Here is a 25,864-nt window from a genome sequence, read left to right on the forward strand (position 1 = left end):
TAAGGTGGATATTTATTTGACCGAACTAAGAGGGGAGCCGGAGAAACCAGATGGATATGAGTTGCGATTCCCCACTCTGCCACAGGAAGTATCCATTTCCACTACGGCAACGTTTCAGTCTTACAATATCATCAATTTAGGCAATACGGTTCTCCCAGACGGCACAGATTTAAAAAGCATTACCTGGGACGGAACGCTTTACGGCACCGGACGAGAGGAATGCCTTGGTACTGCTATGCGGGAGTGGCAAGATCCAGAAGACGTATCCAAGCGGATACAGGGGTGGGAAGAATCACACCAGAAGCTGCGGCTGAACATCACAGAAACTTGGATAAACTATGATGTTTATGTGAAGTCGTTCAAGCCCCAGTTGACCGGTGGCTTTGGGGATATCTCCTATAGTCTTGAGTTGACAGAAGCGCGGCTTCCACAAATCTTGGTAAGCAATCCAAAGGCATCTACTACCATCCCACCGCAGGTTGTGGCCAACGATACAAAATTTATTTGCGATACAACGATGGACGTATCGATTACGCAGGGCGGGAAATATACGGCAATGGTTTATTGTACGGCCGGGCGGCCGAACGTCGTTGCTGGGACCGGTGGCGTGGTGGATATTACATTGAAGAGCCGCAAAAACGATAACTGGTATTTTCAGTGTACCGCCAAAGGGACAGTTGGAAAAATGACGGGCGTGTATATTAACGGTTCCAAGCAGCCTATATTCCATTGTTCTATTGCCGCGAAAAGCATCAATTTTAGAGGGTCTGCCGCGGTAACGTCCTCTAAAAAAACGTATACAGTAGCTGGCAGCGATACCATTTGGTACATAGCCGTGAAAATGTACCAGGATGGGAATCAGTGGGCGAAAATCTACAATGCCAACAAAACTTTAATTGAAGCGGTCGCGCGTGCACATGGAAAATCTGCATCGGAGCGCGGAAGATATCTTTTTCCAGGGACAAAACTCATTATTCCATAAAGGAGGGAGACGCGGGAATGTCGATAGCTGTCAGTCCGCAGTACACGCTATTTTTGCAAAAGGGCGGTAAAACATATCAGCTGCTGAAAGCGTGCTCAGCGGCAACGCTGAGTGAAAAGACGGACTCTCTTGCGCAGACGCTCACATTTACTGTGGCAAGTGTTAAAGCCGGTAATGCTTATATAGGTTCTATCATTGACCCGGGCGATATTGTTCATTTGACCTGTAATGACGGGGATCGAAAAGGAGAGCTCTTCAAAGGCCCTGTGTGGGAAGTGAACTACAGCCAGGATGCACGGTCTATTTCCTATACGGCGTATGATCCACTGATTTACATTCAAAAAAGCAGTGATGCGCTGTTCTTTCCGGTCGGGCGTACCACGCAGCAGATTTTTCAGTCAATTTGTAGCAAGTGGAAAATCCCTTTGCAGTATAAGTATACCGGCGGGATCAAGCACGAAAAGAAAAGTTGGACGAATAATAAAGTTTCCGATATGATGTTGGAACTGCTCAAAGATGCGAAGAAGAAATCAAAAGTATCGTACATGATGAAGTGGCAGGCAGGGTATTTGCTTGTAGCAAACCGCGGTATCAATAAAATCGTGTACTCGTTTTCGGACAGTACGAATCTGACCAAGGCATCCAGTAAGCGGTCAATGGAGAATGTAGTGACGCAGATTATCATCACCGGCAGTGCAAAGGACAGCGGGCAGATACCAATCAAGGCCACAGTCAAGGGAACGTACCAGAATCGTTACGGTGTCCTGCAGAACGTTCAGGAGATGAAAGAGAAGCAATCCCTCGCAGATGCAAAATCAGATGCAACCAAAGATTTATGGGAGAACCGCCAGCCAACACTTACCTTTACAGGAGAGTCGGTTGACTATCCGTTTTTGCGCAAAGGTGACTTGGTGAATTTCTTATCCGGCGCGAATGGCGGATACAAGAAAATCAGTGTATCGAGTGTCTCACACAATCTGCTGGGCCGCACGATGGCATTGGAGTTGGAATTATGAAACAGGTTGAAAAGATGTGCCGGACGCTCCGGCAGCAGGCACACGAAACAGGCAAGTTTTATAGTATGAATCAAGTAGCACTCGGTACCATCACCGCGGGGAAGTCGTTGCAGATTGACGGCTTCCCTTTTTCTATACCAGTGGGTAACTATTACGTCTGCCGGACTCTGTGTCAGTCAGAAAGCCAATGGACGGAAGTTCTCCCGGTGGATAATTCCGGTTGGGTGAAACTGCCGGACAAGTTGAAGCCGCTGGCAGTCGGCGACCGCGTTTTGGTAGTCATGCCGTCAAACGGTGCCGGCAATCCGTCCGACTACATTGTAGTGGACGTTGTGGAAAGTTAGGAGATGATGAGATGTGGATAGCTTGATGCCAGATTCCGTGTTTGAAAACGTTGACGAGGGCAGCGAAACTACAAGCGGAATGGATGAAAATTTTACAGGTTATTTGCCGAGTGCTTATTTTGCAGACAATGATTTTCAGCGCGACGGCACCCATCAGATTGTCGAAGCCTCCGGCGTGGATGCATGGAAACAGTGGTGCCAAAAATGCTTGGTTACACAAAAAGGAGCAAGCCCGTATTATCCGGAAAACTTTGGCATTGACCTGCAAGCGGCTTTTGACAAACCGGATCGCAGCTACACAGAGAACATCCTGTCGCGCGAAATCAAAGAGGCCTTGGAGGCTGACCCTTACCACCGCTTGAGCAGTGTAACCAGCGTGCAGTTTGCATGGAACCGTGGGAACGCGCTCCAGGTGTCCCTGCAACTGACCGGCATCGATGGAAGTTCCATTTCTGTTTCCACAACAGTGGGGAGGAATACATATGTCTGATTTTACAGCCCCGTCTTTTTTGACGGAGGATCAAGATACCATAATGGAACGTATGCGGGAAAGGTTCCCAGCGGATATTGACACGTCCGCTGGCGGCTTTGTTTGGGATTTGCTCCGGCCGACCGCGGTGGAAGAATCGCGGTTCATGAACTTTGACCTTGTCAATGCTTTGCAAATTGTTTTCCCGCAGTTTGCATCGGAACAGTGGCTGGACTACCACGCGGAGAATCGGGGAATTGAAAGGAAAGCGGCACAGCCGTCAACGGGGAAAGTAACGATTACAGGAAAACCGGGAACCGTAGTGGCCGCCGGTTCTCTTTTTTCTACTACTAGTGTGGGAGATTCCCTCTCAGTCGATTTTGCAGTGACACAGGATGTAACAATACCGGAAACAGGGACTGCGGAAGCGGCGGTGAAGTGTACGCAGACCGGTTTAAGCGGAAATGTACAAGCCGGCACCGTCGTCTTAAAAGATAGCAGTTTGTCCGGTGTTACCGCAGTTACCAATGAGGCTGCTTTTACCGGCGGCACAGAAATAGAAGATGATGAAAGCCTACGTGCGCGAATCTTATACATTGACAGAACGCAAGGACTGTCGTATGTCGGCAGCGTATCAGATTACAAACGGTGGGCGTTAACAGTGCCGGGTACAGGTTCGGCCACTATTATTTCGGCGCAGGATGATACCGGTCTTGTCAAAATCGTTCTGACGGACAGCAATGGGGCACCAGCGACAGAGGAACTCTGCACCTCAGTTTACAACTATATCATGCATCCGGACGATCCGGCGTCAAGACTGGCACCCATTAACGCGAATATTTCCGTTGTGCCGCCGGAGGAAGTGCAAGTAACCATTGCCGCGACCGTTGAGCTTGAAAGCGGGAATCTTGATACGGTCAAGGAACATTTTGAATCCGTACTGTTGCCTTATTTTGGCGAGGTTCCTAATGACGGAGAAATCCGGTACACAAAAATTGCCTCTTTGTTGTCAGACACCCCAGGGGTACATGATTTCAAAAGCCTTTCCATTAACGGCAAGGCAGAAAACATACCGGTTACGGCCATGGCAACGCCTGTGCTGAAAGAGATTGATTTTGATGGAGGGGATGTGTAAATGTGGACCGAAAAAATGGACGAAATCCTTACCAGTCCGGCTGCCCGCCGAATTGTTCCTCAACTCTCTCCGGTCTATGGGGACGCCTATGTAGCACTGTGGCTGTTTAATGCCATTGGGCAGGAAATTGATAATATGGATTTGCACACGCAGGAACTGCCGCTGCAGGCGCTGCCGCAGACGGCTACATGGGGCATTCCATTTTGGGAAGAGGACTACGGCATAGCAAGGAACGATAATCTGCCTATGGAAGAACGGCGGCGTGAAGTACTCAGTAGAATACGCACACGGGCACCGATGAATCCGCAGTGGATTAAAACGGTGCTGCAGACGTTGACCGGGACAAGCGTGCAGATTACCGAAAACATCAGCAAGAATCGATTTGAGGTGATCTTCGGGAATGTCCTCGAAAATGCGGTCAAAGGTCGGGTCAGAGATAAACTGGAAGAGATAAAGCCGGCACACCTAATTTATTTGATAGCGCAGACGATTCCCATTATATTTCGGGAAAAGAACACTCTAGCGGCAGATTATCAAGCGCTTTTCCACTTCGATTTTCGGAATGCCTTGCGGTTGCGTTGGTGGACTGTGCATTTTACTGTTGCAGAAGTTAACAACGTCTTTTCTCAATTTCTAATTCCTGTGCGTTTTTTGGAATTGGAGCAAGTGGAATGGCACCCTTCGGACTTGTTCTTTTTTCGGAACAGAGAGTTTACCAGTCTGCCGGCTTCCTGCGTCAGCTTTTCACTTCAAAATCGACAAAGGACAGATGGCACGATGACCTACAACCGTCCATGGAAGTTTAATGGAAAAATCAAATTCAATGGAAAACAAAAATTCAATTCTGGAGTTACAAAGGAGGAATTCTGATGGCGGATGAAACAAATACCATTACACAGTACCGGCGGAAACTGCTTGCACAGATTACAAGTGGAACCATTACTGCAATTCCAAAAGTCAAGTACATTGCTGTAGGTACAGGTGGGTTAAATTCGGACGGTACACCTAAAGTGCCGCCGGCATCCCAGACGGATTTAGAGAATGAGTTGAAGCGCTTCGACGTTGGTACGCCAACGTTTCCAGTAGATACCACGGCAAGGTACACTGTCGATATTCATGAAACAGACGCGGATATCGACGGGCAGTATTTAAGTGAATTTGCGTTGGTAGACGAAGCCGGCAAGTTGTGTGCCATTCGTAACACTATGAAAAAGGGCAAATCTGCTGGGGAGCAACTGACGATTACAATGGACGATGTGTTTTAAGGAGGCGAAACCGCATTGGCTGATAGACCCAACTATACATTAGAGGATAATCCGGTATATACGGAAGAAATTCCTGCAATTCAGAATGATGATGATGTAAGCGCGGATAAAGTAGTGAATCCGCTGATTACAAAAATTCTGAACAATCAGAAAGCCAACCATCAGCTGGCGCAAGCGGCAAAAAGCAGTGCGGACAGTGCCGGGCAGACAGCGGGAAAGGCAATCCCACTGACGCAGAAAGGTGCGGCGAACGGTGTGCCGACACTGGACAGCGCCGGGAAGATTCCCAAGGCGCAGCTGCCGACTGTGGGCGGCTATGTGCGGCAGTCCTCATCGCCGAGCGACAGTAGCCTGCTGTGGATTGACTCCGGAAACAGTAACAAAATGAAATATTACAATGGCAGTTCGTGGGTGCCGGTGCCTGCGACATGGGGGTGATTTTATGATAACAGCGAGTCAGCTTGTCACGCTGAAAGCCAGCGTGGACAAGGAAATGAAACGCCGGTGCTATTATGGCAGCATGACTGCCTATGCCGGTAGCAGCTACGCGTTCCAGACAACGCCGGTTGCGGGGGATACCGTTAAGGCACAACAGGGCAATGCCGTGATTCAGCCGCTCAATGCGGTCAATCCTATTAGCGGGCTTCCGTCCGCAGCCGCTGGGGAGGTTGTACCGGCGACCTTTGACAATGACAAGCTCACGAAAGTAGTCAATGCCCTGTCCAATATGACGACCACAACCACTAGTCCCGGCTGTGCAGCATCCTGTTCCGGCCTGTGCCACACGCAGTGCAGCACAACGTGTTCTGGGTGCAGCGGGTGTTCGTCTTGCTCTGGGACTTGTAATGGTTGTAATGGTTGCACTGGGACTTGCAATGGTTGTACAAACTGCACTAGCTGTTCCGGATGTTCTAGCAGCTGCAACGATCAATGTGCAACTTGTATGGGATCGTGCGGAGGTGCCTGTGGCGGCTGTTCTGGCTGTTCTGGCTGTGGTAATGGATGCGGTGCATGCGGCACAGGTTGCAATTCAGGATGCAGTATGGGATGTGCCCGAGGCTGTACAAGTTGTTCTGGCGGATGTTATGGCGGTGGAATGGCCTAAATTGGAAAGGAAAACCAATATGCAATATAAGTTGAAAGTTGAAGAAAGCCTGTTAAACTATCTTGAAGCGCTCATGTATGAGTGCGGCAGAACAAAAGAAATTGTGGCTTATATGCTTGGCAACAATTTTGATACCACATCTGATTCCTTCAAACAGTGGGAAAAAGACAATCAAAAAGCATACATTGAATATTCTCACGCAAAAGAAACAATGACAAAAGAAGTCATCCCTAAGCTCTTGCCAGAAATTAAAGGAAAGCCTTTTCAGTGGGAAGTCGATTTTTATAATAAGGAAGTGGTAGTAAATGTACCACAGAATTGAGCAGTATCAAGACTATATCGCACGACTATTTCCACCAACTGCGAAAATCAAGTCAGGTAATGGCAGGGTGCTGTCGCGGACGGTTACTTTACAGGTAACTGATGCCTGTAACTTGTGCTGTACCTACTGTTATCAAACGCACAAGCAGCACCATGTGATGGATTTTAATACGGCAAAAGAATTCATTGATATGTTGCTTTCCGACCGGTACGCATACATCAACACCAAGAATTCTCCTGGCATTATCATCGAATTTATTGGCGGCGAACCGTTTCTTGCTATTGACCTGATTTCAAAAATTTCAGACTACTTTATTGAACAAGTGGTAAAGCAACATCATCCGTGGGCAACTAAATTTATGTTTTCGATTTGCTCAAACGGTACGCTATATTTTGACCCACGTGTTCAGGGATACATAAAGAAGCACCTTAATCATCTCTCTTTTTCGATTTCTGTTGATGGATGTAAGGAACTGCATGATGCCTGTCGGGTATTTCCGGATGGTTCAGGTAGCTATGATATGGCAATCAAAGCTGTAAATCATTTTCGCTCTCATTTTCACGGAGAGATGGGCAGCAAAATGACACTTGCCCCCGCAAATATCAAGTACACAGCGATGGCCGCCGAAAATCTTGTCAATTTAGGTTATTCTCAAATCTTTTTGAATTGCGTTTTTGAAAAAGGCTGGACAGCAGAACACGCCAAAATCCTATATCAGCAACTAAAAAAGCTTGCTGATTTTTTATTGGGCAATAATCTTGAAAATGATATTTACCTGTCAATTTTCGAAGAGAACTTAGGACACAAAATGGCTGAAACTGACAACGACAACTGGTGCGGTGGCACTGGCTGTATGATTGCGGCAGACTATAAGGGCGATATTTTTCCATGTTTACGCTACATGGAGAGTAGCTTGGGCAATGCACAACCGCCAATGGTTATTGGGACTGTTCAGGATGGCATCATGGCAACGCAAAAGCAGAAGGACTGTGTAAATTGTTTGCGGTGCATTACCCGCCGCAGCCAGAGTACAGAAGATTGTTTTAATTGCCCAATCGGGCAGGGGTGCGCATGGTGCAGTGCTTACAATTATCAGGAGTTCGGTACAGCAAACCACAGGGCAACGTACATTTGCGAGATGCACAAAGCCCGTGTGCTGGCAAATGTGTACTTCTGGAACAAAAAATATCAAAAGCACAAAGAAAACAAGGTATTTCGCAACAACGTACCTGAAACATGGGCGCTGCGGATTATCGATAAAAATGAGCTTGATATGCTCAATATACTTGCAAAGGAGAACTGATTATTATGGCGGAAATCAAGTATGTGAAGTTTGCAGATGCAACAGTTATCGAGGCGACTCAGGTGTCTGAAAGTATGCAGCAGGACAGCAGTGGAAGAAAAATGGAGGTACTGCTTATTCAAATCGACACTGACAGCATTGAAAACAAGGTTAATGAATTGGTAGCAGAAATCACAGCTGCTGGTCTTGCGGATGTCAACATTTTTGCTGACAAGGAGTGCACAAATAAAATCTTTGTTGGTGGTGCTTACAAATCTGTCCTCAGCATTACGGCAACAGTGCGCGCCTGCGGGCTGCTGTACAGTGTATCGCTGTCTAAGTAAGGGAGGGGTGAGAATATGAGTTATAAAGGCATTGATGTCAGTTACTGCAATGGTAAGGTGGACTGGCTGAAAGCTAAATCTGCCGGCCTGCAGTTTGCTATCCTCCAACTGGGGTATGGCAGCGACTGCGCATCACAGGATGATGCGCAGTTTGCGCGTAATGTAAGTGAGTGTGAGCGCCTTGGGATTCCCTGGGGCGCTTATTTATATAGTTACGCACAAACGGTGGCAGGAGCGCAGAGCGAGCTGCAGCATATGCTACGGCTGCTGCGCGGACACCATCCGCAGTACCCGGTGTTTATCGACATGGAGGACGCAGACGGATACAAGGCAAAGCACGGCGGCATCCCAGACAGAGCAACCAATACAGCAATCATCAAAGCTGTGTGCAGCGGTCTGCAGCAGGCCGGGTACAAGGCAGGATATTACGTCAATAAGGATTGGTACGACAACCGCATTGACGCGGCGCAACTGTCAGCGTATGAATTTTGGTATGCACGGCCGGGTGTGTCTGCACCGGACAAGTATTGTGATATTTGGCAATCGGAGTTTGGTGAGGACTCCGGTAAATGGCCGGGAGCAAATATCCCGGGCAAGGGTTGCGACACGAACGTGTGCTATACCAATTATGGTGTAAACAGCAATGGCACACCCGCTGTCCGGACGCTGCCAGCACTTGCACCGACCGGGGCAGCATTTGTCAGTGACACCACTACCACCGTATCGCTAAAACACGGGCAATCCTACACGGTCAAAGTAACCTGTCCGGTCGGTCGGCCTTCGCTGGCTGCCGGCACCGGCGGCACGGTAGACATTACTTACCAGAGTTGCAACGGCAGCAGCTATTACTACAAGCTGACCGCGATCGGCAAGGTAGGCACGGAAACCGGCATCTACATTAACGGTCACAAGCCATCTACTATGGTGGTGCGAATTGTTACCGCCTGCAGCAGCGATACGACTGTTAACCTGTCCCGCAAGGTGGGGGAGTGCTACACGGTCGGGCTTACCTGCTCCACAAAGCCAACCGTCACGGCTGGCACCGGTGGTATTGTAACGATTGCAGGTGTGTACCCCAATGGCAACGGCAAGTGGCTGTGTCCGATTGTGGCAGTTCGGTCGGGTGTCACTGGAATCTATACGGAAATTAAAGAAGAGGGAAGTCCGGTGAAACGATTCGAGTTCAAGGTGGTGTAATTGTGGATCATGATGATATTGCTGTGCAGGCATGGGAAAGCTCGAAATCCGCCCACCACAGGATTGATGAATTGGAAGCGGAAGTTAAGGATATTCGCGGATTGACTGCTGCGATGGCAACCGTGAATACAAAAGTGGATGGGCTGGAATCGGACGTGCGGGAAATCAAAACGGATGTAAAAAGTATATCGGCTCGTCCGGTGCAATGGTGGGATAAACTCATTGCCGGAATCATTGGAGCAATAGGGACAGGCGTTGCAGCGGCAATCCTGTCGCTGCTATTTAAATAATTGGAGGTACATATTATGGATTTGACTATGGTGATTATCGTGTTTGGCGTAGGCTTTGCAATTACCGCCTGCGGTTGGATGGTGACGCTGCTGCGGTCTAAGGGGGTCAACGTCCAGGGAGGCGTGAATACCGCGCAACGAGTGCTGGACGTTGCCGATACTGTGACAGACGCTGCGGCTGCAATCGTACCCAGCCCGGTAACATCCGCACTGCAAAAGATTGTGGACGCTGCGAAAGTCGGCGTGAACAGCGCAGAGCAGTTGTACTGCAACGGCAGCATTACTGCTGACCAGCGCAAGGCCGAAGCTGAAAAGGTGCTTAAAACGGCTCTCGGTATTGACGGTATCGCCTACGAAGGTGACGTGGCAAGTCTTGGCGACTCGGCGATTGAGGCAGCGGTTAAGGCTCTGCCGGCAACTGGCACGAAAAAGGCCGCCAATACAATAGAGACAACACAGACCACATAATGGAGAATTTGAATGTATAAAGCAACGCCCCTGACTTCTCACTTACAAAGTGGGAGGCCAGGGGCGTTTTTGTTGTTTCCGGAACTAAAGAGTCGAAATTACATGTTGCAATTTATAAAATGTGCTTTTTACTATTTAAATAACACTAATTTTGTGGTACACTAAAATTCAAATAGTTGTTGACAAAGATAAAATAAAGTGATAATATAATCAACTGCGCAAAGGGGAACTGGAAAATTTGCCCAAAAAATATTATGCTGTTAAAAAAGGTTATAATCCCGGAATTTATAAAACATGGGACGATTGTAAAAGGCAAGTAGATGGATTTTCAGGAGCATCTTATAAAGCATTTGCATCACAAGAAGATGCTCTGAGTTTTTTGGGAATGCCAATCACACATGAAACTAAAGCAGTTGAGTCCTCCAAGGTAACGCCTTCAGCTGAAGCCGTTGCCTATGTGGATGGGAGCTATGATGACAATGTAAAAGCATTTGCCTATGGAGTGGTTATCTTCTATGATGGAATCGAAGAGCACTTTTCCGCAAGAATGAATAATCCAGAATTGATTGGAATGCGGAATGTTGCTGGAGAAATTAAGGCAGCAGAAAAGGCGATACAATTTTGTATAGATCATAACATAAAAAGTGTCGACATATATCATGATTACGAAGGCATTGCAAAATGGTGTACTGGAGAATGGAAAGCTAATCTCGTAGGCACAAAAGATTACAAAGTCTTCTATGAGAGTATAAAATCAAAGATAAATGTCAATTTTATAAAGGTAAAAGGCCATTCTGGCGATAAATTTAATGATCTTGCCGACCAACTTGCAAAAAGCGCTTTAGGCCTTGAAAAGCAGCCGGATATTACACAAGGCATAAATAGCATGACGGCAAACAATATAAAAAGAGAAGATTTTGAGGCAATATTAGAGTTGCTCAAGGAAGATATCCCTGATTTGCGCTTTGAAAAGAGTGCTCAGCCATATGGTCAGGGATATTTGCTTATGTCAGATATTCCTCATAAGCAGAAACTGAAAATTGTACATTTTGATGGCAAGAATAAACTGTGGCTTCAAGGGAAAAAGGAGGAATTGTTTAATCAGCTTTCCTTATATATTGTTGAGTTGCTTGAAACAGATGAGGTTCCTCGCTTTTTAAACTCTGTTTACCAGTTACATGTCGACGAGGATGTTGTGGAGACAAAATATTGTGAAAAGTTGCCACACGCCTCGCAGCATGTTTCCGATAAAATAAGCCGGACACTTCATCAGGCTATATATAACTTAAATATAGATGAAGCGCCCTATGACGCTACATTTATTGCTGAACCAGCAATAAGAGTGCTGGAGCCTATCTTAAAACTGGCATTAGGCGAGCATGGTTTGCCTTTGAGAAAAGATAAAAAAGATCAATATGATACTTTCTTCGTGTTCAAGAAAGTAAAAGGCACAGATATTTACAAAATAAAACCCGCCTATATCAAACCCGAGTATTCGCAGGAGTTCTTGGATTATCTGTCAAAACTTTATACATATTTTCATCAGTATCGGCATACACTTTTTCATTGGGATGATCCTACCGATGCAGTCGATACAACACGATTGCTAAATACACCAAACGAGGCCCATACGCTAATACTTGAAACGCTTAAACTAATTGATGACTACTTTACATTATAAAATGGAAATTAAGGGGGCGGAGCAGATGGATAAGTTTTACGTGTCAAAACTGGAAAATTTCAATGATTTTATTGCGCTATTACTTTTGACAAATTCAGATGCTCCGTTGACTCCAATTGATGAAATTGAAAAAGCCGTGTCATCTATGGAATATGGGCACATTATAATTGACCAAATACTACATTCTGGTAATAGTAAAGATAGATTTATTACCTTAGATGTGAAGAATGGGAAAGTAGTTAGGAATTCAATTTCATTTTATACCGTTCCAAAAGATGCGTATGTTCGTAATATATCAAGGAATTTGCTTTTTCAACATAATTTGATTGACTTTTCTATTTTATCCTCAATCCAAAAGAGAATGTTAAAAAGCGGGATTTCAATTTAATAAGTCAAAAAGGGAACAAAGCCATACAAAGATTTTACGTTGCATGGCTTTGGTTCTTTTCGACTTATTATATGATAGGTTGTAAAATGAAGGTAATTGCCCAATATCCCCGCGTAATGCAAAGAAAAAGCTGCCCGAAGGCGGCAAAGCAGGATAGCGTATAAGGAATCATGGTCAGGGCAAGAGAATCCTTTTGAGGAAGCTGAGAAAAGAGCACAGTGCAATACTGCTCCGCATTCAGTCTATTGACTGTTGCTGCGGTAGCAAGAGAATGAATATAGCGCTGGTTTGAGTGCTTTTGACAGTTTCATGCACTTGGCAAGGATGGATCATATTCATCCTTGCCAAAACCATCAAGGACCGGTTTAAATCACCTATACTATGATTTATTGTTTGTAACCGCACCTCACACTTAATGGTGGGAGGCCATGTATATAATTGTTGATTGTTTTAGAAGGAGAATGGGATGGAAACGATAATTGCTGCTATAATAGCAGCTGTTGTATCTTGTGCAATAGCCTTAGTCTCGAATCACATAATTGAGAGGGGTCAAAAAATTCAGACAAATGAATTTTATGCGCAACTAAAAAAACAGCAGGAGCAATTTGAAGCACAGTTGGAATTGCAACGGACGCAACATACGGAATCCATAAGAGAACAAGTGCGCCCATTTCTTTGCATCAAGTCAATTAGTGCAGTATATGAAAATAATTTTCTTGTATTTATAATAGCTTTTAAAAATGTTGGAAATGGGGTTGCAATCAATATTGTTGAAGTTTACCCTGAGAAAGAGAAAATAGAATGTATGTATTCTCATAAATATGGGGACAAGATAATACAATATGATTGTCATTTACCCATTGATTATGAATCGAATTGTGCACCGATTAATGAAACATGCCAAGTCCAAATTATACAAAGAGAGAAAATGATTTTTTCAAATACAAATACTGATAAAGTTCAGTTTGGATTGATTTTTGAAGATATAGTTGGCAATGAATATCATCAAGAATTTAGCTTTTATTTTAACGATTTCAATGGTGAATTTTATAATGGAAAAGTAATAGAGTGTAATAGGGTATATAATTACATACCACAACTACGCCAATGAAAGAAAATTTTAAACGTTCATTTTCACCAATAAATGGATGTTGGTTTACAGTTCCAATCATCTTGTAAATGTCCGTATAGTTCAAGCAAATATTTCTACTTCATAAATTTTGAAAGGCAACGGTGTACGTCATTACGTTTCATGGTTAGAGGTGTTAATATGGCCAATAGAATTCCCGAATGGAAAGAAGAATATGATGATATTATTTTAAGGCAACACCGCACAGAAAAAAAGCTGCGGTAAGAAGCGAGATATGATAAAATAGGTATATGGATAAGCAGATGAGTATGTCAGCTCTGTGCGATGAACTGGCACAGGCGCGTACGAAGAAAAAAGAATTTCTCGAGCAGATTGAGCGCATCGTTCCATGGGGGAAATGGGTGGCCATGATCAAGCCGTGCTACTACAAAGGAGAGCACGGAAACAAGCCCTATGATTTGGAACTGATGCTGCGGCTGTATCTGCTGCAAAACCTATATAATCTATCCGACGAAGCAACGGTGGCTGAAACGATCGACAGTCGTGCCTTTTCGGATTTCTGCGGCGTGGAATCAAGCAATCAGGTGCCGGACGGGGATACGCTGGGAAGATTTCGTAATATTCTCATACAAAACGGTTTGCAGGAGCAGTTGTTTGCGCAGGTGGCAAATTTGCTGCAACAAAAGGGACTGCTTCTGAAAAAGGGTACCATTGTGGATTCCACCATCATAGCCGCTCCGTCCTCCACGAAAAATCAGGAGAAGCAGCGAGACCCGGATGCACATCAGGTGAAGAAGGGCAATGCGTGGCACTTTGGCTACAAGGCACATGTTGGGGTGGATAAGGATAGCGGGCTTGTTCACACGGTTGAGGTAACGGCCGCCAATGTCCATGATGTCGCCATGACCTCCAAACTGCTGACCGGAGAGGAAAGCGTTGTATACGGAGACAGCGGATATTTGGGAGCGGAAAAGCGCGAGGATGCCATTATAAAGAACAATGCTGGCAAGCGTATCCGTTACAAGTTCAATCGTCGCCCATCGCAAATCAAAAAGGGTTCCAACAGGTCGCAAGCCCAACTCAAGCGCAGAGAGCACGAAAAGTCATCGGTTCGTGCCAAAGTAGAACATGTTTTTGCCGTTGTGAAAGGTCTGTTACGGTACCGAAAGACGCGATACCGAGGTCTGCAAAAGCAGACCGCCAAACTGAATATGATGTTTGCGTTGGCGAATCTGATTCTGGCTGACAGGCCCGGCCTGTCAGTCTGATTGCGTTTGCCTTCGCAGATATAATTGGGAGAGTTCCTCGCTGTTTGCCGCCTTTGGCAGATGGCGTGGATTTTTTATGCCATTGTGCGGTGTTGCCTTAAATCAATACCTTGTCTCATAGTGCATTTAATGATCACTGTATAAATGATTTTGGGGACAAGAATGAAGTTGTTGATTTAATTCATTGTGTAAAATATGGTTTAGAGATGAGTGTATACTCTTGTAATGGCGCGAAGGAAGCAGCAGTAAACAGAGGATTCATACAACACGTACAATGCTGTAATCCGTACTACCATAAACTTGCAAATTTTTCTGCCGCTTGTTGTAGGCCCTAAAAGGTAATAGAGACTCGTAAATGGCAGTTTTTAGATATCAAGGTGCCTTACGAAAACGTAATTTGAAGTGGGGCATAAGGGAGATACTTTGTCTATTGACGAAAGAAGATTTGTCTGTTAGGACAAATGCTAAAGGATATTTTTATTGCATGATGTTTTTCATAGTACTTATTGTTTTTATGTCTAATACATAATTTGTTGTATCAGTAATATAAATTCCTTTGATCTTTTTTAGTGCTTCTGGTTTTATATGGTAATTGTCAAAAAAATATTTTAATCTCGTATATTCAGTATTAACAGTTGGCGGATTCTTACCGCTTCCACATAAAAATAGTATAAAAGAAATATTTTTTATATTTGCATATTCTAATGAAACGAAAGTAAGAAACTGCATTAATTCTCCAATGTGGACTTTGCGATCTCCTGTTGAAGAACTTTCCATAATAATAAACTCTTTTCCGTTATTCTTGCTTGTAAAAATCTTATCTGGTTTATAATACTTCGAAATATCACTGGCCAAGACTGAAAATCAAAGCAATTGCAACAACAATAGCGAGCGATTACCTTATATACAAGAAAAGAGAAGGCAACTGACCATCAAAATTAACAACAAATTGATACAAAATCTTCTCCAAAATTAGTTAAAGAAAGCCAATAGTATTCTGCGCTCAAATCTATATTCTTGACTTCTACACTTTCGGCATCTTCACTGTAAGTTAGAACAGCATTGGTTTTTATCTCTTCTTCGACAACTTTAAATTCAGAAGGACATGACAAACGAGTAGTTTTTACTTTTTCAAATATTCCCAATCTTATGAAGTTATTGATGTGAGAGGTTATATTACTTTTGAATTCTTTTGGAACATCAATTGCATTGCTGCCAACATATGTATATCTGTTATCTATTCGCACCTCAAAGTCTATCAGAGCTTTACGATAGCTTTTCAGGTAAATTAAACATTTTGCATCTGAAACAGATAACTGCTTTACAATTTCAACAAATGCAGGATGTACTAAGGATGTTGTATCGGAGTTCATTGATGCACCCAACAAATTTACAAAAAACTCTCTTATTACTTCTTCGTTCGCTGTGTAGCGTAAAGCTTCTATTGTAGGGACGGCTATGGCGGCATCAGGCTCTTGAATTTTCTCATTTGGAATTTTCTTTTTAGCAAAATATTCAGGAATAGCAACATTCAGGTAATCAGAAATTTGGTCATAGCACCACACCATGCCAGAGATGGGTGCTAATGCGAGATGGACTACTCCTTGAAGCCCCTTTCCCGCTTCACTTAAAGCAGGATGAAGTAAATCGATATACAATTCTTTTATTGGGACTTGCTTTGCAAGTTCTCCAAGAGCACTTTCCCTTTTACTCATTTTATATGCCCCTTTACATCAACATTGAATTTATTATATCACATAAAAAGGACCAGCGTAGTAAAAAATCAGCTTGCTATGCCGAATCTTGCATATTCATATGGCCTTATCTAGCTGAATCGTGAGCCATTTGGCTCCGACGGAAACATCACAGAGAGATGACAATGAACGTCGGAACCGCATCGGGAATATCCAAACAGGGACAACAGACCGTGGAAAAGAGTTTGCTTGCTGTACAGCTATCCAGAAACAACTGGGATTAACTTTGTATTTTGCTGATGCCTATTCTTCGTGGCAACGTGGAAGCAACGAAAATTCCAACGGTTTACTTCGAGAGTTCTACCCGAAAAAAACAAATCTCGCCTTGGTGCCGCAAGCAGAATTAACTCACAGCCTGTTTCTCATCAATTCCAGACCTCGTAAATGCCTTGGCTGGAAATCCTCTATTCAAGTTTTTCTACACGAACTGGCGCACTTGACTTTACAATTCAGCTGAATTGTAAAGCGAGAATCCATATCATCCCGCAAGGATAGAATCCAGTTGCAAAAAAACTGAGCAGGATTTGTGCCTTTGTTTGTTTTATGCTTTTTTCGGATCAACTGAAACCAGTATACGCCTTTTTACGAAAAATGTATCCGAATTCGGGAGTTTCGTTTTCAAAAAGGGATTTTTATTTACAAATCGGGCTTTTCGATTACAAATTGTCAGCTTTCATTTTCAAATTGGGATTCTTGTTTTGCAAATGGGACTCTCACGCTACAATTCACCCGTTTATTAAATTCTTAATTTGCTAAATTACTGATATAGTAATAATATAACAAATTATGGATTAAACGAACGATAATCGGTTATGCTCTTACACAAGGGGTAAGAGCATATGATAAAAATTTTACTGTCCCGCAAGCTGGGCGAGCTTCGCTGGACGCAGGCAGATCTTGCACGGGCGACCGGCATTCGTGCAGCGACCATTAACGCAATGTACAATGAGGTCATAGACCGGGTGAACTTGGACCACCTAAGTAAGATTTGCGAAGTGCTGAATTGCGAACTGTCGGATATCATGGTTTATGTACCGAACAAGATTAAGACGACCGGCACAAGAGCACAGCAGAGCAAAGTGCGTGACGAATAGCGAGGGAAAGCTGATGTGGCATATATGTGGCACATGGATTCAATAAAAGCCGCATAAGCACTAGAGGAAATAGAACATTCTGTGCGCGTTCGGGACGTAGAAGTCGCTGGTTCAAATCCAGTCACCTCGACCATAATAGAGTCCTTGAAGCCCAGTGCTCATGCGGGTTTCAAGGATTTTTTATTTTCAGAAAAATGCGCTTTGGGGTTTACACATTTTTGTTGTTTCTTTAAAGAAGGCACAGAAATATGGCGTTATCTATTAGAAAAAAATCGTCGGCTAAGCCATATGGTAGGGATGAAATGATATTCGATGGGATGGCTAAGGATCGTCTGCTTGCAACGTTGGAACAAAAGTATTTTGAAGAACAAAGCAAGAAAGAATTTCAGAAAGCACTTCATTGATTACTTGAATCAATGTGGACTTTTGTCGGTAGGGTACAAATTTGGACACTCAATCCGCTCTCGATTCGTCTGCTTTAGAACAGCAGGACCATACCGCCGCATTTGCGGCGATGCTGCAGCTGCGTGAAACACTGGAACAGATCGAACAGTATTACGCGGCGGTATTTCGTCGTACCGGTTATTTTGCGGCTGTCAGCAAAGAAACATTCTTTTTCTTCGCTGTTTCCGGCAAAGAATCCGGCAGCCTTACGCTTAGCAGTACCGAATAAATGCGAAAAAGAACCGCTGCGGCAGCATTTACGCTTCCGCAGCGGTTTTTGTATGATCTAGGGCACATAGAAAAGTACGAATCACATGGAACGGCATTCCTGTGCACATTTTCGGCACTCTGCCGCACATTTCTGACAATGCTCGTCTTGAAACTGCGCACAGCCGGAGGCACATTCCTCACAGAGAAAAGCACAAAGCTGACAAATTTCCTTAATATGTGTGGATTCCATTTCCATAAAGCACGCCGCTTCCTTACAGATGGCGGCGCAGCCCATCATGTTTTTAATGTGCTCTTTTCGTGCGGCAACATCCGGTTCCTCCAGACAAAGACGAATGCATTCCTGGCAGGCTTGCGCGCACCGGCTGCACACGTCAATGCAGGATTGCATTTTATCCGTGTTGGTTGTTACGACTCCCATATTTTTCACAGCTCCTTTTGCATGATTACAAGCAATAGGATTCCACGGCAGGGGAGCTTTATACCAGCGTTTACTGATAAGGATAAATGTAATCGCTTACCGGCTGTGCGGATGTGACTTTGCTAACCTGAATCTGCGGGTCGGGACTACCCTGAAAAGTTCCTTTTAAGAGGGTTCCCTCCACAGTGACCCAAGCGTTTTCTTTCAAAGAGGCGGCTTTATCGTATTTGCAGAGAAGCCCCATGGGCGTTAGGTCAGCAGTACAGCAGGTCATCGCCAGTCTGGCGGGAACAAATTCACCGGCGTGAATATTGACTGAATTTTTCAGCACGAATCCAGTCATGGTAATGGAGTAGCCAATGTATTTGTTCAGATGTTCATTGATTTCCTCCATCCATGGATAGAAGTCCTGATTGGAAACCGTGATGTGCTTGTGGGAGGTGTCAAGACCGGAAAGCGTTGTATCTGTATCCTGCTGTTTTTCCGAAGAGGATTGGCGGGTTTCTATTTTTGGCGTGGCAGTCAGTCCGGCGGCAACGGTCTGCGTGGATTCATGCGGAAGCAGCAAGAGCAAAACCGGAATGATTAAAAGCAGGCAGTGCGCGGAGTGGTTTCGATGCTGCCGAAAACGAATCGTTGGCAGACGGAAAATGCCGAATCCGATTAGAATGGCGGCGCCAAGAAAGAGAAATGGGCGAATACGCGGCGCAACGTAAGAAAGGTACTTTCCGCTTGCGGCGTAGAAGAGCAGCAGAGTGCCCGCGCCGAATTCACAGATACACTCGGTCAGCGCCTGACGGCTTCCAATTCTCAGTTTCATAAGATGCCTCCTTTCAAGGTGCCGAGCAGAAAGGTCAGGCAGAAGCACAGCACAGCCACTGTGAGAGACAGTCGAACAAGAAAACGTTTTGAACAGACAGAGGAAAGCATCAGTAGGTTCTTTACGTCCAGCATTGGGCCGAACACCAAAAAAGCCAGTACAGCGCTGCCGGGCAGACCGTTGGAAAAGCTACGGGCCACCACTGCGTCAGAGGAGGAGCACAGCGATAGGCAGAATGCCGTCAGCATCATGAGAAGAATGGAGCCGACAAGGCCGCTTTGGCTGCCAAGAAGGGTCAGCGCACCGGTGCCGGCACTTTGGAATACTGCGGAAAGGAAAGCACCGATAAGAAGGAATTTTCCTACGCTAAAAAAATCGCGGCTTGCGTGTTCCAGCAGCAGACGGACTTTTTGCAGGGTTCTGCTGCCTTGGGCGTCATTTGTGTAGGCACCGCAGGTGAGCAGCATGGCTGCGTTTTGTTTCAATACCTGCTCCTGCGGTGTCCGCAGAGCGAACGACAGACCAACCAGCAGGGCAATCAAAATACCGCAGCAAATGCGGGAAATGACCATCTGCGGATTTCCGCCAAACGCAAAATAAGTGGACAAAATCGCAGCAGGGTTGATGATAGGAGCGGCAAGCAGAAAGGTGACTGCGGCGGGCAGAGGCACTCCTTTTTGCAGCAATCCTTTAAAGAACGGTACGGAGGCGCAGTCGCAAACCGGAAAACAGAAACCTGCCGCCAGTGCCGTCAGCATACTGACTCCCGTAGATTTAGAAAGCCACCGTTCCACCACGGCCGGCGGAAGAAACACCTGTACGGCAGCGGAAAGCAGAACGCCAATCAGCAAAAAAGGCACAGCCTGCATGAGAATACCCAAGTAGGCGTTAATGACCGCGTCAAACGGCAGCTGATATTTTAGGAATACCGGTCGTGCCGCCAGGTAAAGTATAACCCCTGCTGCGGCGAAAGCAAACGTCAAATCCATCGGACGTTCTTCCCGGTCAAACCATTCGCGATAAAAAGCATCGTAGGAAGTGATGCGGCAGACCGGAAGCCAGGGATTCACACCGCGCAGCAACCTGCGGATACGGCGGTACTGCTCTGTGGAAGAAGCATCGTTCAGTACAGCAAGGTCTGCCTCTGCCAGCTGTTCGGGCAGAATCGTTCCGGTGCGTCCCAACAGTGTTTCAATGGTTTTGGCAGAGGCAAGGAACAGAATCTTCTGTAGGCGGCACTTTGCCTGCAGTTCCGGCTGCTGCAGAAGCGCCCGAAGCTGGGAAAGCGGCGCAGTGCCGTTCCATTCCACCCAGATTTCATCCGGCGTTTGGCTTTGCAGCGAGGCGGTGACCTGAGCAGCCACTTCGTTAAACTGCTGCTCCAGCATCCGTTTAGAGAAGGACATGGTTCGGCAGTGCGTATGTACACAGGAAAAGTCCTGCTCACCGGTTTCAAACTGAAAAACCTGCAGGTTGACCCTGCGCCAATCGGGAAGGTTCAATAAATGATTCAAAAAAGCCGTTTTTCCGGAGCTGAGGAAACCGGTGACCACATACACAGGAATTTTTTCCATATGTGCTTTCATGCCTCCGCAAATGCCTGCTGTAGGCCAGATTCCTGAAGCTGCGTGCCGATGACACAGACAGAGCTGCCGCCAACTTCACAGGGGATGATTTCTAAGCTTCCGGGTACATACTGCAACTGCAAAAAGCCTTGCGCACAGGGCACAATGCCTTTGGCACGCAGAATTTGCCCCGGCAGTTGTTCCGCTTTCTGCAGGCACTGCCGCAGTGCTTCTGGCGTAAAGACACGCGTGGTATGAATGGTCACGGTTTGGAAAGCCTCATGTGCGTGCACATGAGGAGCGCCGCACGCTTCATGCAGCGCTCCAGAGTCGCTGCATGGGGCAGAAGAAAGCATGGCTTGCAGGGTGTCCGCGTGCAGCGGCGCCTGCAGAACGGTGGCTTCTGGGTTCAGACTTTGCACCAGCTGTACAGCCGTGTCAATTTTGTCCGGAAATTGTTCGGTGCGTGTCAGTAAGATGACATCTGCGCAGCGAATTTGATCCTCAAAAAACGCGCCAAAATTTTCTTGATACGACCGGCAGCGCTTTACATCAACGGCAGTGATTTTCCGGCGTACGGCAGCCAGCGACGCAATGCGCGGGTGCCGGCATCCCTCCTCAATGTCGGACAGCATCCCAACACCGGAAGGTTCAATGAGAATCCGGTCTGGCTTTTGTCTGCGCAGCACATCCTCCAGGGCAGAAACAAAGTCCCCGGACAGGCTGCAGCAGATGCAGCCCGCATTCAGTTCCCGCACGCTGACTTTTCCGGTGCGCAGCAGGGCAGCATCAATGCTGACTTCGCCAAAATCATTTTCAATCAGCACGGTTTTGCCGGTCGGAAAGGCTTCCCGCAGCAGCTGCGCAATCAGGGTGGTCTTGCCTGCGCCCAGAAATCCGGAAATGAGATATAAATCTGTCATCTTGTATCCTCCGCTTATTTCAATTGGTACTCTTTCTTTATTGGATAGACTTTCGGCTGTGTGCCGCACGGAAAACAGTCTGAATCCTTTTGGCGGCAAGGACTGCCATCAGAACTGCCACAGAAACCAGTGCAGTGAAGCCACCCGGTGCAACATTCAGGTAGTAAGAGGAAAACAGACCGAGCAGAATGTCAATCAGACTGAAAAGAATGGAAAGCAGCAGCGTCTGACGAAACCCTTTTCCGAGCTGCATGGCTGTGGCAACTGGCAGCGCAATCATGGAGCTGAGCACTAGTACACCGACTATGCGGATGGAAACAGAAACAGCTGCGGCGGTCAGAATAGAAAACGCGTAGTTAATCAGTTTGACCCGCACGCCGGCAATTTTGGCGGCTTCCTCGTCATAGGAAATGTAAAGCAGAGGATGGTACAAGAAAATCAGCGTGCAGACGGCAATCAGGCTCAGTACGCTGATCATAATCATGTCTGCTTTTGTAACCGTCAGAATACTTCCGAACATAAAGGAATCTGCGTTTGCGTGCAGTTTTCCGGAACTAATGATGGAAATCGCGGTGCCGACGCTCAGCGCCAGCACGATGCTCAGAATCAGGTCGGTGTATTTTTTAAAATAGCTGCGCAGAAATTCAATCAGCGCGCCGCAGGCAGAAGTAAAAACGAACGCACCAAGCACAGGGTTCTGCCCGCACAGCAGACCGGCCGTAATGCCAGCGAGGGAAGCGTGCGCCAGCGTGTCCCCAATCATAGAGTATCGGCGCACAACCAGAAAAATTCCGATACACGGGCAGAGAATTGCAATAAACAGCGAAGCAATCAATGCATTCTGCATAAAACCATACTGCAGCATTTTAGTTTCCTCCTTTGTTGACGGTCAGCATCTCATCTGCGTAGTGCTGCGGCGTACACAGGTGCCCCTGACCATTGTTCATGTGGTAAATTGCGGTCGAGTTTTCAATGGCAGCGGTCAGGTTGTGCTCCACGGATAAAACGGAAATACCGTCCTCCATATTGAGCTTTTTCAGAAGGCCATAAATTTCCTGTTGGCTCTGCACATCTACGCCGGTGGAGGGTTCGTCCAGAATCAAAAGCTTTGGGCTGCCCATCAGCGCACGTGCAATGCGGACTTTCTGTCCCTGTCCGCCCGAAAGGGAAGACATCGGCTCGCGGATTTTTTCGAGCATACCGACCTTTTGCAGGCACGCATTCACTTCTTTTTTATCTTTCTGCTTGAGCAGTCTGCGATAGGACTCCATGACTTCATAAACCGTAATGGGAAAGTCATCATTCACAAAGCTTGTTTTCTGCGGCACGTAGCCAATTCGTTTGGCACTGCAGTGAATGCTTCCGGCGGTGGGCTTCAAAAAGCCGAGAATCAGGCGCATAAGGGTGCTTTTGCCGCAGCCGTTTTCACCGACAACGGAAATATACGCGCCGTCTTTCATATCCAGCTGCAGATGGTGCAGGATAAAAGGGGCAGTGCCTGTATAGGAAAAGGTTAAGTCTTCTGCTTCGATCAAATTGCTTCCTCCTTTGCGCAAATGCAAATGATTTGCATTTGCGCTTGACAAATCTTAATGGTGCGCCTATTATTATAGATGCAAACAATGCGCATTTGCAAGTAAAAGTTTAGGAGTTGACAGGTTATGTTAAAAAAATATGCTGCGGTTCTGCTCAGCGCCGCGGTTGCTGCTGCTGCTTTGACCGGTTGCGGTGGCGGCGCTTCCTCTCAGGCAGGGCAGGCGGCTTCCAGCGGTTCTGCAGCATCGGCTGCCGATAAGGTTCTGCACGTTTCTGTTACGTTTGATGCCATGAAGGAGTTTACCAAAGCAGTTGGCAAAGAAAAAGTGGATGTTTCCGTCATCATTCCGGATGGTACGGAGCCGCATGACTTTGAGCCGAAAGCGCAGGATTTGGTCAGTTTAAGCAAGGCGGATATTTTCGTTTACAATGGGTTTGGCATGGAAAGCTGGGCAGACGCTGCCGTAAAATCTGCAGAAAATTCCAAACTGGTTGTCGTGGAAGCTTCGAAAGGTGCTAAGCCGATTCAAAACACAGATGCAGGGGAAAAAGAGGAACATGGTCAGTACGACCCGCATCTGTGGCTCAGCATCAAAGGCGCCGAAACAGAAGTGCGCAACATTTGCACGGCCCTTGTAAAGGCAGATGCTGAAGATGCCGCGTATTTTGAGAAAAACCGCGATGCATACCTTACAAAGCTAGACAGCCTTTATCAGACGTATAGTAAAAAATTTAAATCTGTTCCGAAGAAAAGTTTCGTGACCGGCCACGCGGCGTTTGGCTATCTGTGCCGCGACTTCGGTTTGACACAAAACAGCGTTGAGGATGTTTTTGCGGAGGGAGAGCCGAGTACACAGCAGTTGGCACAGTTGGTTTCCTACTGCAAAAAAAATCAGGTCACTACGATTTTTGCAGAAGAAATGGCAAGTCCAGAGGTCTCCCAAACCCTTGCGGATGAAGTCGGCGCAAAGGTGGAAACCATTTATACGATGGAGAGTGCCGAAGACAATCAAGACTATTTGACGCGCTTGCAGGATAACTTAACAAAAATTTACGACAGTTTAAAAGGATAAGGCAATTCTTCTTTCAGGACGCATCCTGCACAGTTTTGGCGGTTTTTTCCCGCTGTGGCTGTGCGGTGTGCGTCTTGATTTTTATTTTCCACATTATTATACTGGAAATAGAAAAGGACTGGAGGAGAAACACCTTGAAAGATTTTCGTCTGGATGCGATTGAAAGCCTGCATATTTTTGGGAGAACCAATGGTTGTGCCTATCCGCTCACTTTGTTTTGGTCCGGCAGCGGAATCGAAATGAATCTGAAAGCTGGGGAAGTCTGGCTCGAAGTAGAGACAGACTACGGCCCATTGGAGCCGTGGATCGCCGTTTTGGTGGATGACGCCCTTGTCAGCCGACAGATGCTGCCCAAAGGGCGGTATTGGCTGCCTATACTGCGAAGCATGGATGCAGAAATACCGCACAATGTCAAAATTCTGCGTGAGGTGCAGGCCATGCACGACGACCCAGCGAGTTATTTGCAGATTCACGCGGTGCGAACCGACGGTTCGTTTCTCCCTCTGCCGCCGAAACAGGGGAAGATTGAATTCATTGGGGACAGCCTGACCTCTGGGGAGGGTACTGTCGGCGCACAGAAGGAAATGCAGTGGAATTCTATGGTGTTCAGTTCGGTGTTTGATTATGCGTTTCAAACAGCGAACCGACTTCACGCTGACTTCCGCATTGTTTCCCAAAGCGGCTGGGGTTTTCTTTCCAGCTGGGACGGCAATCCGGCGTGCAACATTCCACAGTATTATGAGCAGGTTTGCGGAGTCCTGCAGGGAACGCATAATGCCGCTTTAGGTGCTTTTGCTCCTTATGATTTTGCCGGCTGGCAGCCGGATGTGGTTTCTATCTGTTTGGGTGCGAACGATGCCTCTGCGTTTGGCAAGCCCGCGGTTTATCGGGACGAAAAGGCCGGGCGGCTTTTTGCGCAGAAACAAAATGCAGACGGCACGCCGGAGGCTGCGTCCCGCGCTCGTTTAGAAAGCGCCATTACGGCATTTGGCAGAAAGATTCGACGCTGCAATCCGCAAGCGCACATTCTATGGGTCTGCGGGTTGCTAAAGACAGAGATTGACAGCATCCTGCGCGAAGCGGTCGAAACTTATGTGGCAGAGACAGCAGACAAGCACACCTCCCTGTTTATGCTGCCGGTTGCGGATACTGCCACTATGGGCTCCCGCGAGCATCCGGGCTATGCGTGTCACAAAGCAGCGGCAGAGCAGTTAGCTGTGGAAATCAAGCATTATTTGTAAACGCATCTCTGCGGCAGTCTGTCAAAACAGTTATCCGAAAAATCGGAGCAAATCGAAACAAGAAGGATTTTTCACACAAGGTCTGACAGACCGCCGAAAAAGCAAAATGATGTTCCAAT

The 25,864-nt window shown here is 46.4% G+C and carries 32 protein-coding genes; 24 read left to right on the forward strand and 8 right to left on the reverse strand.

The window, feature by feature from the left end; all coding sequences use genetic code 11:
* Positions 1 to 4 precede the first annotated feature (4 nt).
* The 18 genes from PXC00_RS06350 to PXC00_RS06435 all read left to right on the forward strand — a co-directional run bounded on the left by PXC00_RS06350 (position 5) and on the right by PXC00_RS06435 (position 14,646).
* Positions 5 to 982: a LysM peptidoglycan-binding domain-containing protein gene (locus PXC00_RS06350; protein WP_275846579.1), complete on the forward strand. Its 978-nt coding sequence runs from the start codon at positions 5 to 7 to the stop codon at positions 980 to 982.
* Between the two features lie 17 nt (positions 983 to 999).
* The gene (locus PXC00_RS06355; protein WP_275846581.1) at positions 1,000 to 1,998 is read left to right on the forward strand and encodes an XkdQ/YqbQ family protein; all 999 of its coding nucleotides are present in this window, start codon (positions 1,000 to 1,002) and stop codon (positions 1,996 to 1,998) included.
* Entirely contained in the window at positions 1,995 to 2,342 is a 348-nt protein-coding gene (locus PXC00_RS06360) for a hypothetical protein (RefSeq protein ID WP_275846582.1), read from the forward strand. Before PXC00_RS06355 ends, PXC00_RS06360 begins: the two co-directional genes overlap by 4 nt.
* A gap of 13 nt (positions 2,343 to 2,355) precedes the next feature.
* Positions 2,356 to 2,832 (forward strand): DUF2634 domain-containing protein, encoded by a 477-nt coding sequence (locus PXC00_RS06365; RefSeq protein ID WP_275846585.1) that lies wholly within the window; start codon positions 2,356 to 2,358, stop codon positions 2,830 to 2,832.
* Entirely contained in the window at positions 2,825 to 3,946 is a 1,122-nt protein-coding gene (locus PXC00_RS06370) for a baseplate J/gp47 family protein (RefSeq protein WP_275846586.1), read from the forward strand. The genes PXC00_RS06365 and PXC00_RS06370 overlap by 8 nt, the downstream gene beginning before the upstream one ends.
* Before the next feature lie 15 nt (positions 3,947 to 3,961).
* Positions 3,962 to 4,816, forward strand: a complete 855-nt coding sequence (locus PXC00_RS06375) for a putative phage tail protein (RefSeq protein ID WP_275846588.1) — start codon at positions 3,962 to 3,964, stop codon at positions 4,814 to 4,816.
* Positions 4,816 to 5,211, forward strand: a complete 396-nt coding sequence (locus PXC00_RS06380; protein ID WP_275846589.1) for a hypothetical protein — start codon at positions 4,816 to 4,818, stop codon at positions 5,209 to 5,211. Before PXC00_RS06375 ends, PXC00_RS06380 begins: the two co-directional genes overlap by 1 nt.
* A gap of 15 nt (positions 5,212 to 5,226) precedes the next feature.
* Positions 5,227 to 5,649, forward strand: a complete 423-nt coding sequence (locus tag PXC00_RS06385; RefSeq protein WP_316935166.1) for a hypothetical protein — start codon at positions 5,227 to 5,229, stop codon at positions 5,647 to 5,649.
* Positions 5,650 to 6,056: 407 nt separating this feature from the next.
* Positions 6,057 to 6,638 (forward strand): hypothetical protein, encoded by a 582-nt coding sequence (locus PXC00_RS06390; protein WP_316935102.1) that lies wholly within the window; start codon positions 6,057 to 6,059, stop codon positions 6,636 to 6,638.
* Positions 6,622 to 7,941, forward strand: coding sequence for a radical SAM peptide maturase, CXXX-repeat target family (locus PXC00_RS06395; protein ID WP_275846596.1), 1,320 nt, complete (start codon positions 6,622 to 6,624; stop codon positions 7,939 to 7,941). Before PXC00_RS06390 ends, PXC00_RS06395 begins: the two co-directional genes overlap by 17 nt.
* A gap of 5 nt (positions 7,942 to 7,946) precedes the next feature.
* Positions 7,947 to 8,264: a hypothetical protein gene (locus tag PXC00_RS06400; protein WP_275846598.1), complete on the forward strand. Its 318-nt coding sequence runs from the start codon at positions 7,947 to 7,949 to the stop codon at positions 8,262 to 8,264.
* 15 nt (positions 8,265 to 8,279) lie between these two features.
* Positions 8,280 to 9,461 (forward strand): glycoside hydrolase family 25 protein, encoded by a 1,182-nt coding sequence (locus tag PXC00_RS06405; protein WP_316935103.1) that lies wholly within the window; start codon positions 8,280 to 8,282, stop codon positions 9,459 to 9,461.
* A 2-nt stretch (positions 9,462 to 9,463) separates the two neighbouring features.
* Positions 9,464 to 9,751 (forward strand): hypothetical protein, encoded by a 288-nt coding sequence (locus PXC00_RS06410; protein WP_275847164.1) that lies wholly within the window; start codon positions 9,464 to 9,466, stop codon positions 9,749 to 9,751.
* Between the two features lie 15 nt (positions 9,752 to 9,766).
* Positions 9,767 to 10,219, forward strand: coding sequence for a hypothetical protein (locus PXC00_RS06415; protein ID WP_316935167.1), 453 nt, complete (start codon positions 9,767 to 9,769; stop codon positions 10,217 to 10,219).
* 238 nt (positions 10,220 to 10,457) lie between these two features.
* Positions 10,458 to 11,900 carry a ribonuclease H1 domain-containing protein gene (locus PXC00_RS06420; RefSeq protein ID WP_316935168.1) on the forward strand — a complete coding sequence of 481 codons (1,443 nt, stop codon included), beginning with the start codon at positions 10,458 to 10,460 and terminating at the stop codon, positions 11,898 to 11,900.
* Between the two features lie 25 nt (positions 11,901 to 11,925).
* Positions 11,926 to 12,288 (forward strand): type II toxin-antitoxin system RnlB family antitoxin, encoded by a 363-nt coding sequence (locus tag PXC00_RS06425; RefSeq protein ID WP_275847084.1) that lies wholly within the window; start codon positions 11,926 to 11,928, stop codon positions 12,286 to 12,288.
* Between the two features lie 466 nt (positions 12,289 to 12,754).
* Complete coding sequence (locus PXC00_RS06430) at positions 12,755 to 13,399, forward strand: hypothetical protein (RefSeq protein ID WP_275847086.1); 645 nt, start codon at positions 12,755 to 12,757, stop codon at positions 13,397 to 13,399.
* A gap of 281 nt (positions 13,400 to 13,680) precedes the next feature.
* Entirely contained in the window at positions 13,681 to 14,646 is a 966-nt protein-coding gene (locus tag PXC00_RS06435) for an IS5 family transposase (protein ID WP_316935207.1), read from the forward strand.
* A gap of 477 nt (positions 14,647 to 15,123) precedes the next feature.
* Here the strand turns inward: PXC00_RS06435 and PXC00_RS06440 are convergent, their stop codons facing one another.
* Positions 15,124 to 15,423, reverse strand: a complete 300-nt coding sequence (locus PXC00_RS06440) for a hypothetical protein (RefSeq protein ID WP_275846086.1) — start codon at positions 15,421 to 15,423, stop codon at positions 15,124 to 15,126.
* 161 nt (positions 15,424 to 15,584) lie between these two features.
* Positions 15,585 to 16,361, reverse strand: a complete 777-nt coding sequence (locus PXC00_RS06445) for a DUF4393 domain-containing protein (protein WP_275846085.1) — start codon at positions 16,359 to 16,361, stop codon at positions 15,585 to 15,587.
* A gap of 121 nt (positions 16,362 to 16,482) precedes the next feature.
* On the opposite strand from PXC00_RS06445, the gene PXC00_RS06450 reads away from it, so the two are divergent.
* The 4 genes from PXC00_RS06450 to PXC00_RS06465 all read left to right on the forward strand — a co-directional run bounded on the left by PXC00_RS06450 (position 16,483) and on the right by PXC00_RS06465 (position 18,167).
* A complete protein-coding gene (locus PXC00_RS06450) occupies positions 16,483 to 16,857 on the forward strand; it encodes an IS30 family transposase (RefSeq protein ID WP_407654318.1) in 375 nt (124 codons plus the stop codon).
* Positions 16,858 to 17,239: 382 nt separating this feature from the next.
* The gene (locus PXC00_RS06455; RefSeq protein ID WP_275846084.1) at positions 17,240 to 17,494 is read left to right on the forward strand and encodes a helix-turn-helix domain-containing protein; all 255 of its coding nucleotides are present in this window, start codon (positions 17,240 to 17,242) and stop codon (positions 17,492 to 17,494) included.
* Between the two features lie 248 nt (positions 17,495 to 17,742).
* Positions 17,743 to 17,898, forward strand: coding sequence for a hypothetical protein (locus PXC00_RS06460; RefSeq protein ID WP_275846083.1), 156 nt, complete (start codon positions 17,743 to 17,745; stop codon positions 17,896 to 17,898).
* 41 nt (positions 17,899 to 17,939) lie between these two features.
* A complete protein-coding gene (locus PXC00_RS06465; RefSeq protein ID WP_316935171.1) occupies positions 17,940 to 18,167 on the forward strand; it encodes a hypothetical protein in 228 nt (75 codons plus the stop codon).
* A gap of 81 nt (positions 18,168 to 18,248) precedes the next feature.
* Here PXC00_RS06465 and PXC00_RS06470 read toward each other — a convergent pair whose 3' ends face one another.
* The 6 genes from PXC00_RS06470 to PXC00_RS06495 all read right to left on the reverse strand — a co-directional run bounded on the left by PXC00_RS06470 (position 18,249) and on the right by PXC00_RS06495 (position 23,430).
* Positions 18,249 to 18,587 (reverse strand): four-helix bundle copper-binding protein, encoded by a 339-nt coding sequence (locus PXC00_RS06470; RefSeq protein ID WP_275846081.1) that lies wholly within the window; start codon positions 18,585 to 18,587, stop codon positions 18,249 to 18,251.
* 70 nt (positions 18,588 to 18,657) lie between these two features.
* Positions 18,658 to 19,407 carry a TIGR03943 family putative permease subunit gene (locus PXC00_RS06475; protein ID WP_275846080.1) on the reverse strand — a complete coding sequence of 250 codons (750 nt, stop codon included), beginning with the start codon at positions 19,405 to 19,407 and terminating at the stop codon, positions 18,658 to 18,660.
* On the reverse strand, positions 19,404 to 20,981 hold the full coding sequence (locus tag PXC00_RS06480; protein ID WP_275846079.1) for a permease: 1,578 nt from the start codon (positions 20,979 to 20,981) through the stop codon (positions 19,404 to 19,406). The genes PXC00_RS06475 and PXC00_RS06480 overlap by 4 nt, the downstream gene beginning before the upstream one ends.
* A gap of 8 nt (positions 20,982 to 20,989) precedes the next feature.
* Positions 20,990 to 21,895 carry a CobW family GTP-binding protein gene (locus PXC00_RS06485; RefSeq protein WP_275846078.1) on the reverse strand — a complete coding sequence of 302 codons (906 nt, stop codon included), beginning with the start codon at positions 21,893 to 21,895 and terminating at the stop codon, positions 20,990 to 20,992.
* Positions 21,896 to 21,932: 37 nt separating this feature from the next.
* Positions 21,933 to 22,760, reverse strand: coding sequence for a metal ABC transporter permease (locus PXC00_RS06490; RefSeq protein WP_275846077.1), 828 nt, complete (start codon positions 22,758 to 22,760; stop codon positions 21,933 to 21,935).
* Position 22,761: 1 nt separating this feature from the next.
* Positions 22,762 to 23,430 carry a metal ABC transporter ATP-binding protein gene (locus tag PXC00_RS06495; protein ID WP_275846076.1) on the reverse strand — a complete coding sequence of 223 codons (669 nt, stop codon included), beginning with the start codon at positions 23,428 to 23,430 and terminating at the stop codon, positions 22,762 to 22,764.
* Positions 23,431 to 23,556: 126 nt separating this feature from the next.
* Between PXC00_RS06495 and PXC00_RS06500 the strand changes: the two genes are divergently transcribed.
* Together PXC00_RS06500 and PXC00_RS06505 are read left to right on the forward strand one after the other, a co-directional pair.
* On the forward strand, positions 23,557 to 24,504 hold the full coding sequence (locus PXC00_RS06500) for a metal ABC transporter substrate-binding protein (protein WP_275846075.1): 948 nt from the start codon (positions 23,557 to 23,559) through the stop codon (positions 24,502 to 24,504).
* Between the two features lie 134 nt (positions 24,505 to 24,638).
* Positions 24,639 to 25,745 (forward strand): SGNH/GDSL hydrolase family protein, encoded by a 1,107-nt coding sequence (locus PXC00_RS06505; RefSeq protein WP_275846074.1) that lies wholly within the window; start codon positions 24,639 to 24,641, stop codon positions 25,743 to 25,745.
* Positions 25,746 to 25,864 lie beyond the last annotated feature (119 nt).

This window comes from Caproicibacterium argilliputei, assembly GCF_029211325.2.
GTDB lineage: Bacteria > Bacillota > Clostridia > Oscillospirales > Acutalibacteraceae > Caproicibacterium > Caproicibacterium argilliputei.

Bases quoted from the DNA above. Each gene is read 5' to 3' on its own strand.
- PXC00_RS06355 (WP_275846581.1), top strand. From the start codon at position 1,000: ATGTCGATAGCTGTCAGTCCGCAGTACACGCTATTTTTGCAAAAGGGC.
- PXC00_RS06360 (WP_275846582.1), top strand. From the start codon at position 1,995: ATGAAACAGGTTGAAAAGATGTGCCGGACGCTCCGGCAGCAGGCACAC.
- PXC00_RS06370 (WP_275846586.1), top strand. From the start codon at position 2,825: ATGTCTGATTTTACAGCCCCGTCTTTTTTGACGGAGGATCAAGATACC.
- PXC00_RS06375 (WP_275846588.1), top strand. From the start codon at position 3,962: ATGGACGAAATCCTTACCAGTCCGGCTGCCCGCCGAATTGTTCCTCAA.
- PXC00_RS06380 (WP_275846589.1), top strand. From the start codon at position 4,816: ATGGCGGATGAAACAAATACCATTACACAGTACCGGCGGAAACTGCTT.
- PXC00_RS06390 (WP_316935102.1), top strand. From the start codon at position 6,057: ATGGTTGTAATGGTTGCACTGGGACTTGCAATGGTTGTACAAACTGCA.
- PXC00_RS06395 (WP_275846596.1), top strand. From the start codon at position 6,622: ATGTACCACAGAATTGAGCAGTATCAAGACTATATCGCACGACTATTT.
- PXC00_RS06400 (WP_275846598.1), top strand. From the start codon at position 7,947: ATGGCGGAAATCAAGTATGTGAAGTTTGCAGATGCAACAGTTATCGAG.
- PXC00_RS06405 (WP_316935103.1), top strand. From the start codon at position 8,280: ATGAGTTATAAAGGCATTGATGTCAGTTACTGCAATGGTAAGGTGGAC.
- PXC00_RS06415 (WP_316935167.1), top strand. From the start codon at position 9,767: ATGGATTTGACTATGGTGATTATCGTGTTTGGCGTAGGCTTTGCAATT.
- PXC00_RS06425 (WP_275847084.1), top strand. From the start codon at position 11,926: ATGGATAAGTTTTACGTGTCAAAACTGGAAAATTTCAATGATTTTATT.
- PXC00_RS06430 (WP_275847086.1), top strand. From the start codon at position 12,755: ATGGAAACGATAATTGCTGCTATAATAGCAGCTGTTGTATCTTGTGCA.
- PXC00_RS06435 (WP_316935207.1), top strand. From the start codon at position 13,681: ATGAGTATGTCAGCTCTGTGCGATGAACTGGCACAGGCGCGTACGAAG.
- PXC00_RS06440 (WP_275846086.1), bottom strand. From the start codon at position 15,423: ATGGAAAGTTCTTCAACAGGAGATCGCAAAGTCCACATTGGAGAATTA.
- PXC00_RS06445 (WP_275846085.1), bottom strand. From the start codon at position 16,361: ATGAGTAAAAGGGAAAGTGCTCTTGGAGAACTTGCAAAGCAAGTCCCA.
- PXC00_RS06455 (WP_275846084.1), top strand. From the start codon at position 17,240: ATGATAAAAATTTTACTGTCCCGCAAGCTGGGCGAGCTTCGCTGGACG.
- PXC00_RS06460 (WP_275846083.1), top strand. From the start codon at position 17,743: ATGGCGTTATCTATTAGAAAAAAATCGTCGGCTAAGCCATATGGTAGG.
- PXC00_RS06470 (WP_275846081.1), bottom strand. From the start codon at position 18,587: ATGGGAGTCGTAACAACCAACACGGATAAAATGCAATCCTGCATTGAC.
- PXC00_RS06475 (WP_275846080.1), bottom strand. From the start codon at position 19,407: ATGAAACTGAGAATTGGAAGCCGTCAGGCGCTGACCGAGTGTATCTGT.
- PXC00_RS06480 (WP_275846079.1), bottom strand. From the start codon at position 20,981: ATGGAAAAAATTCCTGTGTATGTGGTCACCGGTTTCCTCAGCTCCGGA.
- PXC00_RS06485 (WP_275846078.1), bottom strand. From the start codon at position 21,895: ATGACAGATTTATATCTCATTTCCGGATTTCTGGGCGCAGGCAAGACC.
- PXC00_RS06490 (WP_275846077.1), bottom strand. From the start codon at position 22,760: ATGCTGCAGTATGGTTTTATGCAGAATGCATTGATTGCTTCGCTGTTT.
- PXC00_RS06500 (WP_275846075.1), top strand. From the start codon at position 23,557: ATGTTAAAAAAATATGCTGCGGTTCTGCTCAGCGCCGCGGTTGCTGCT.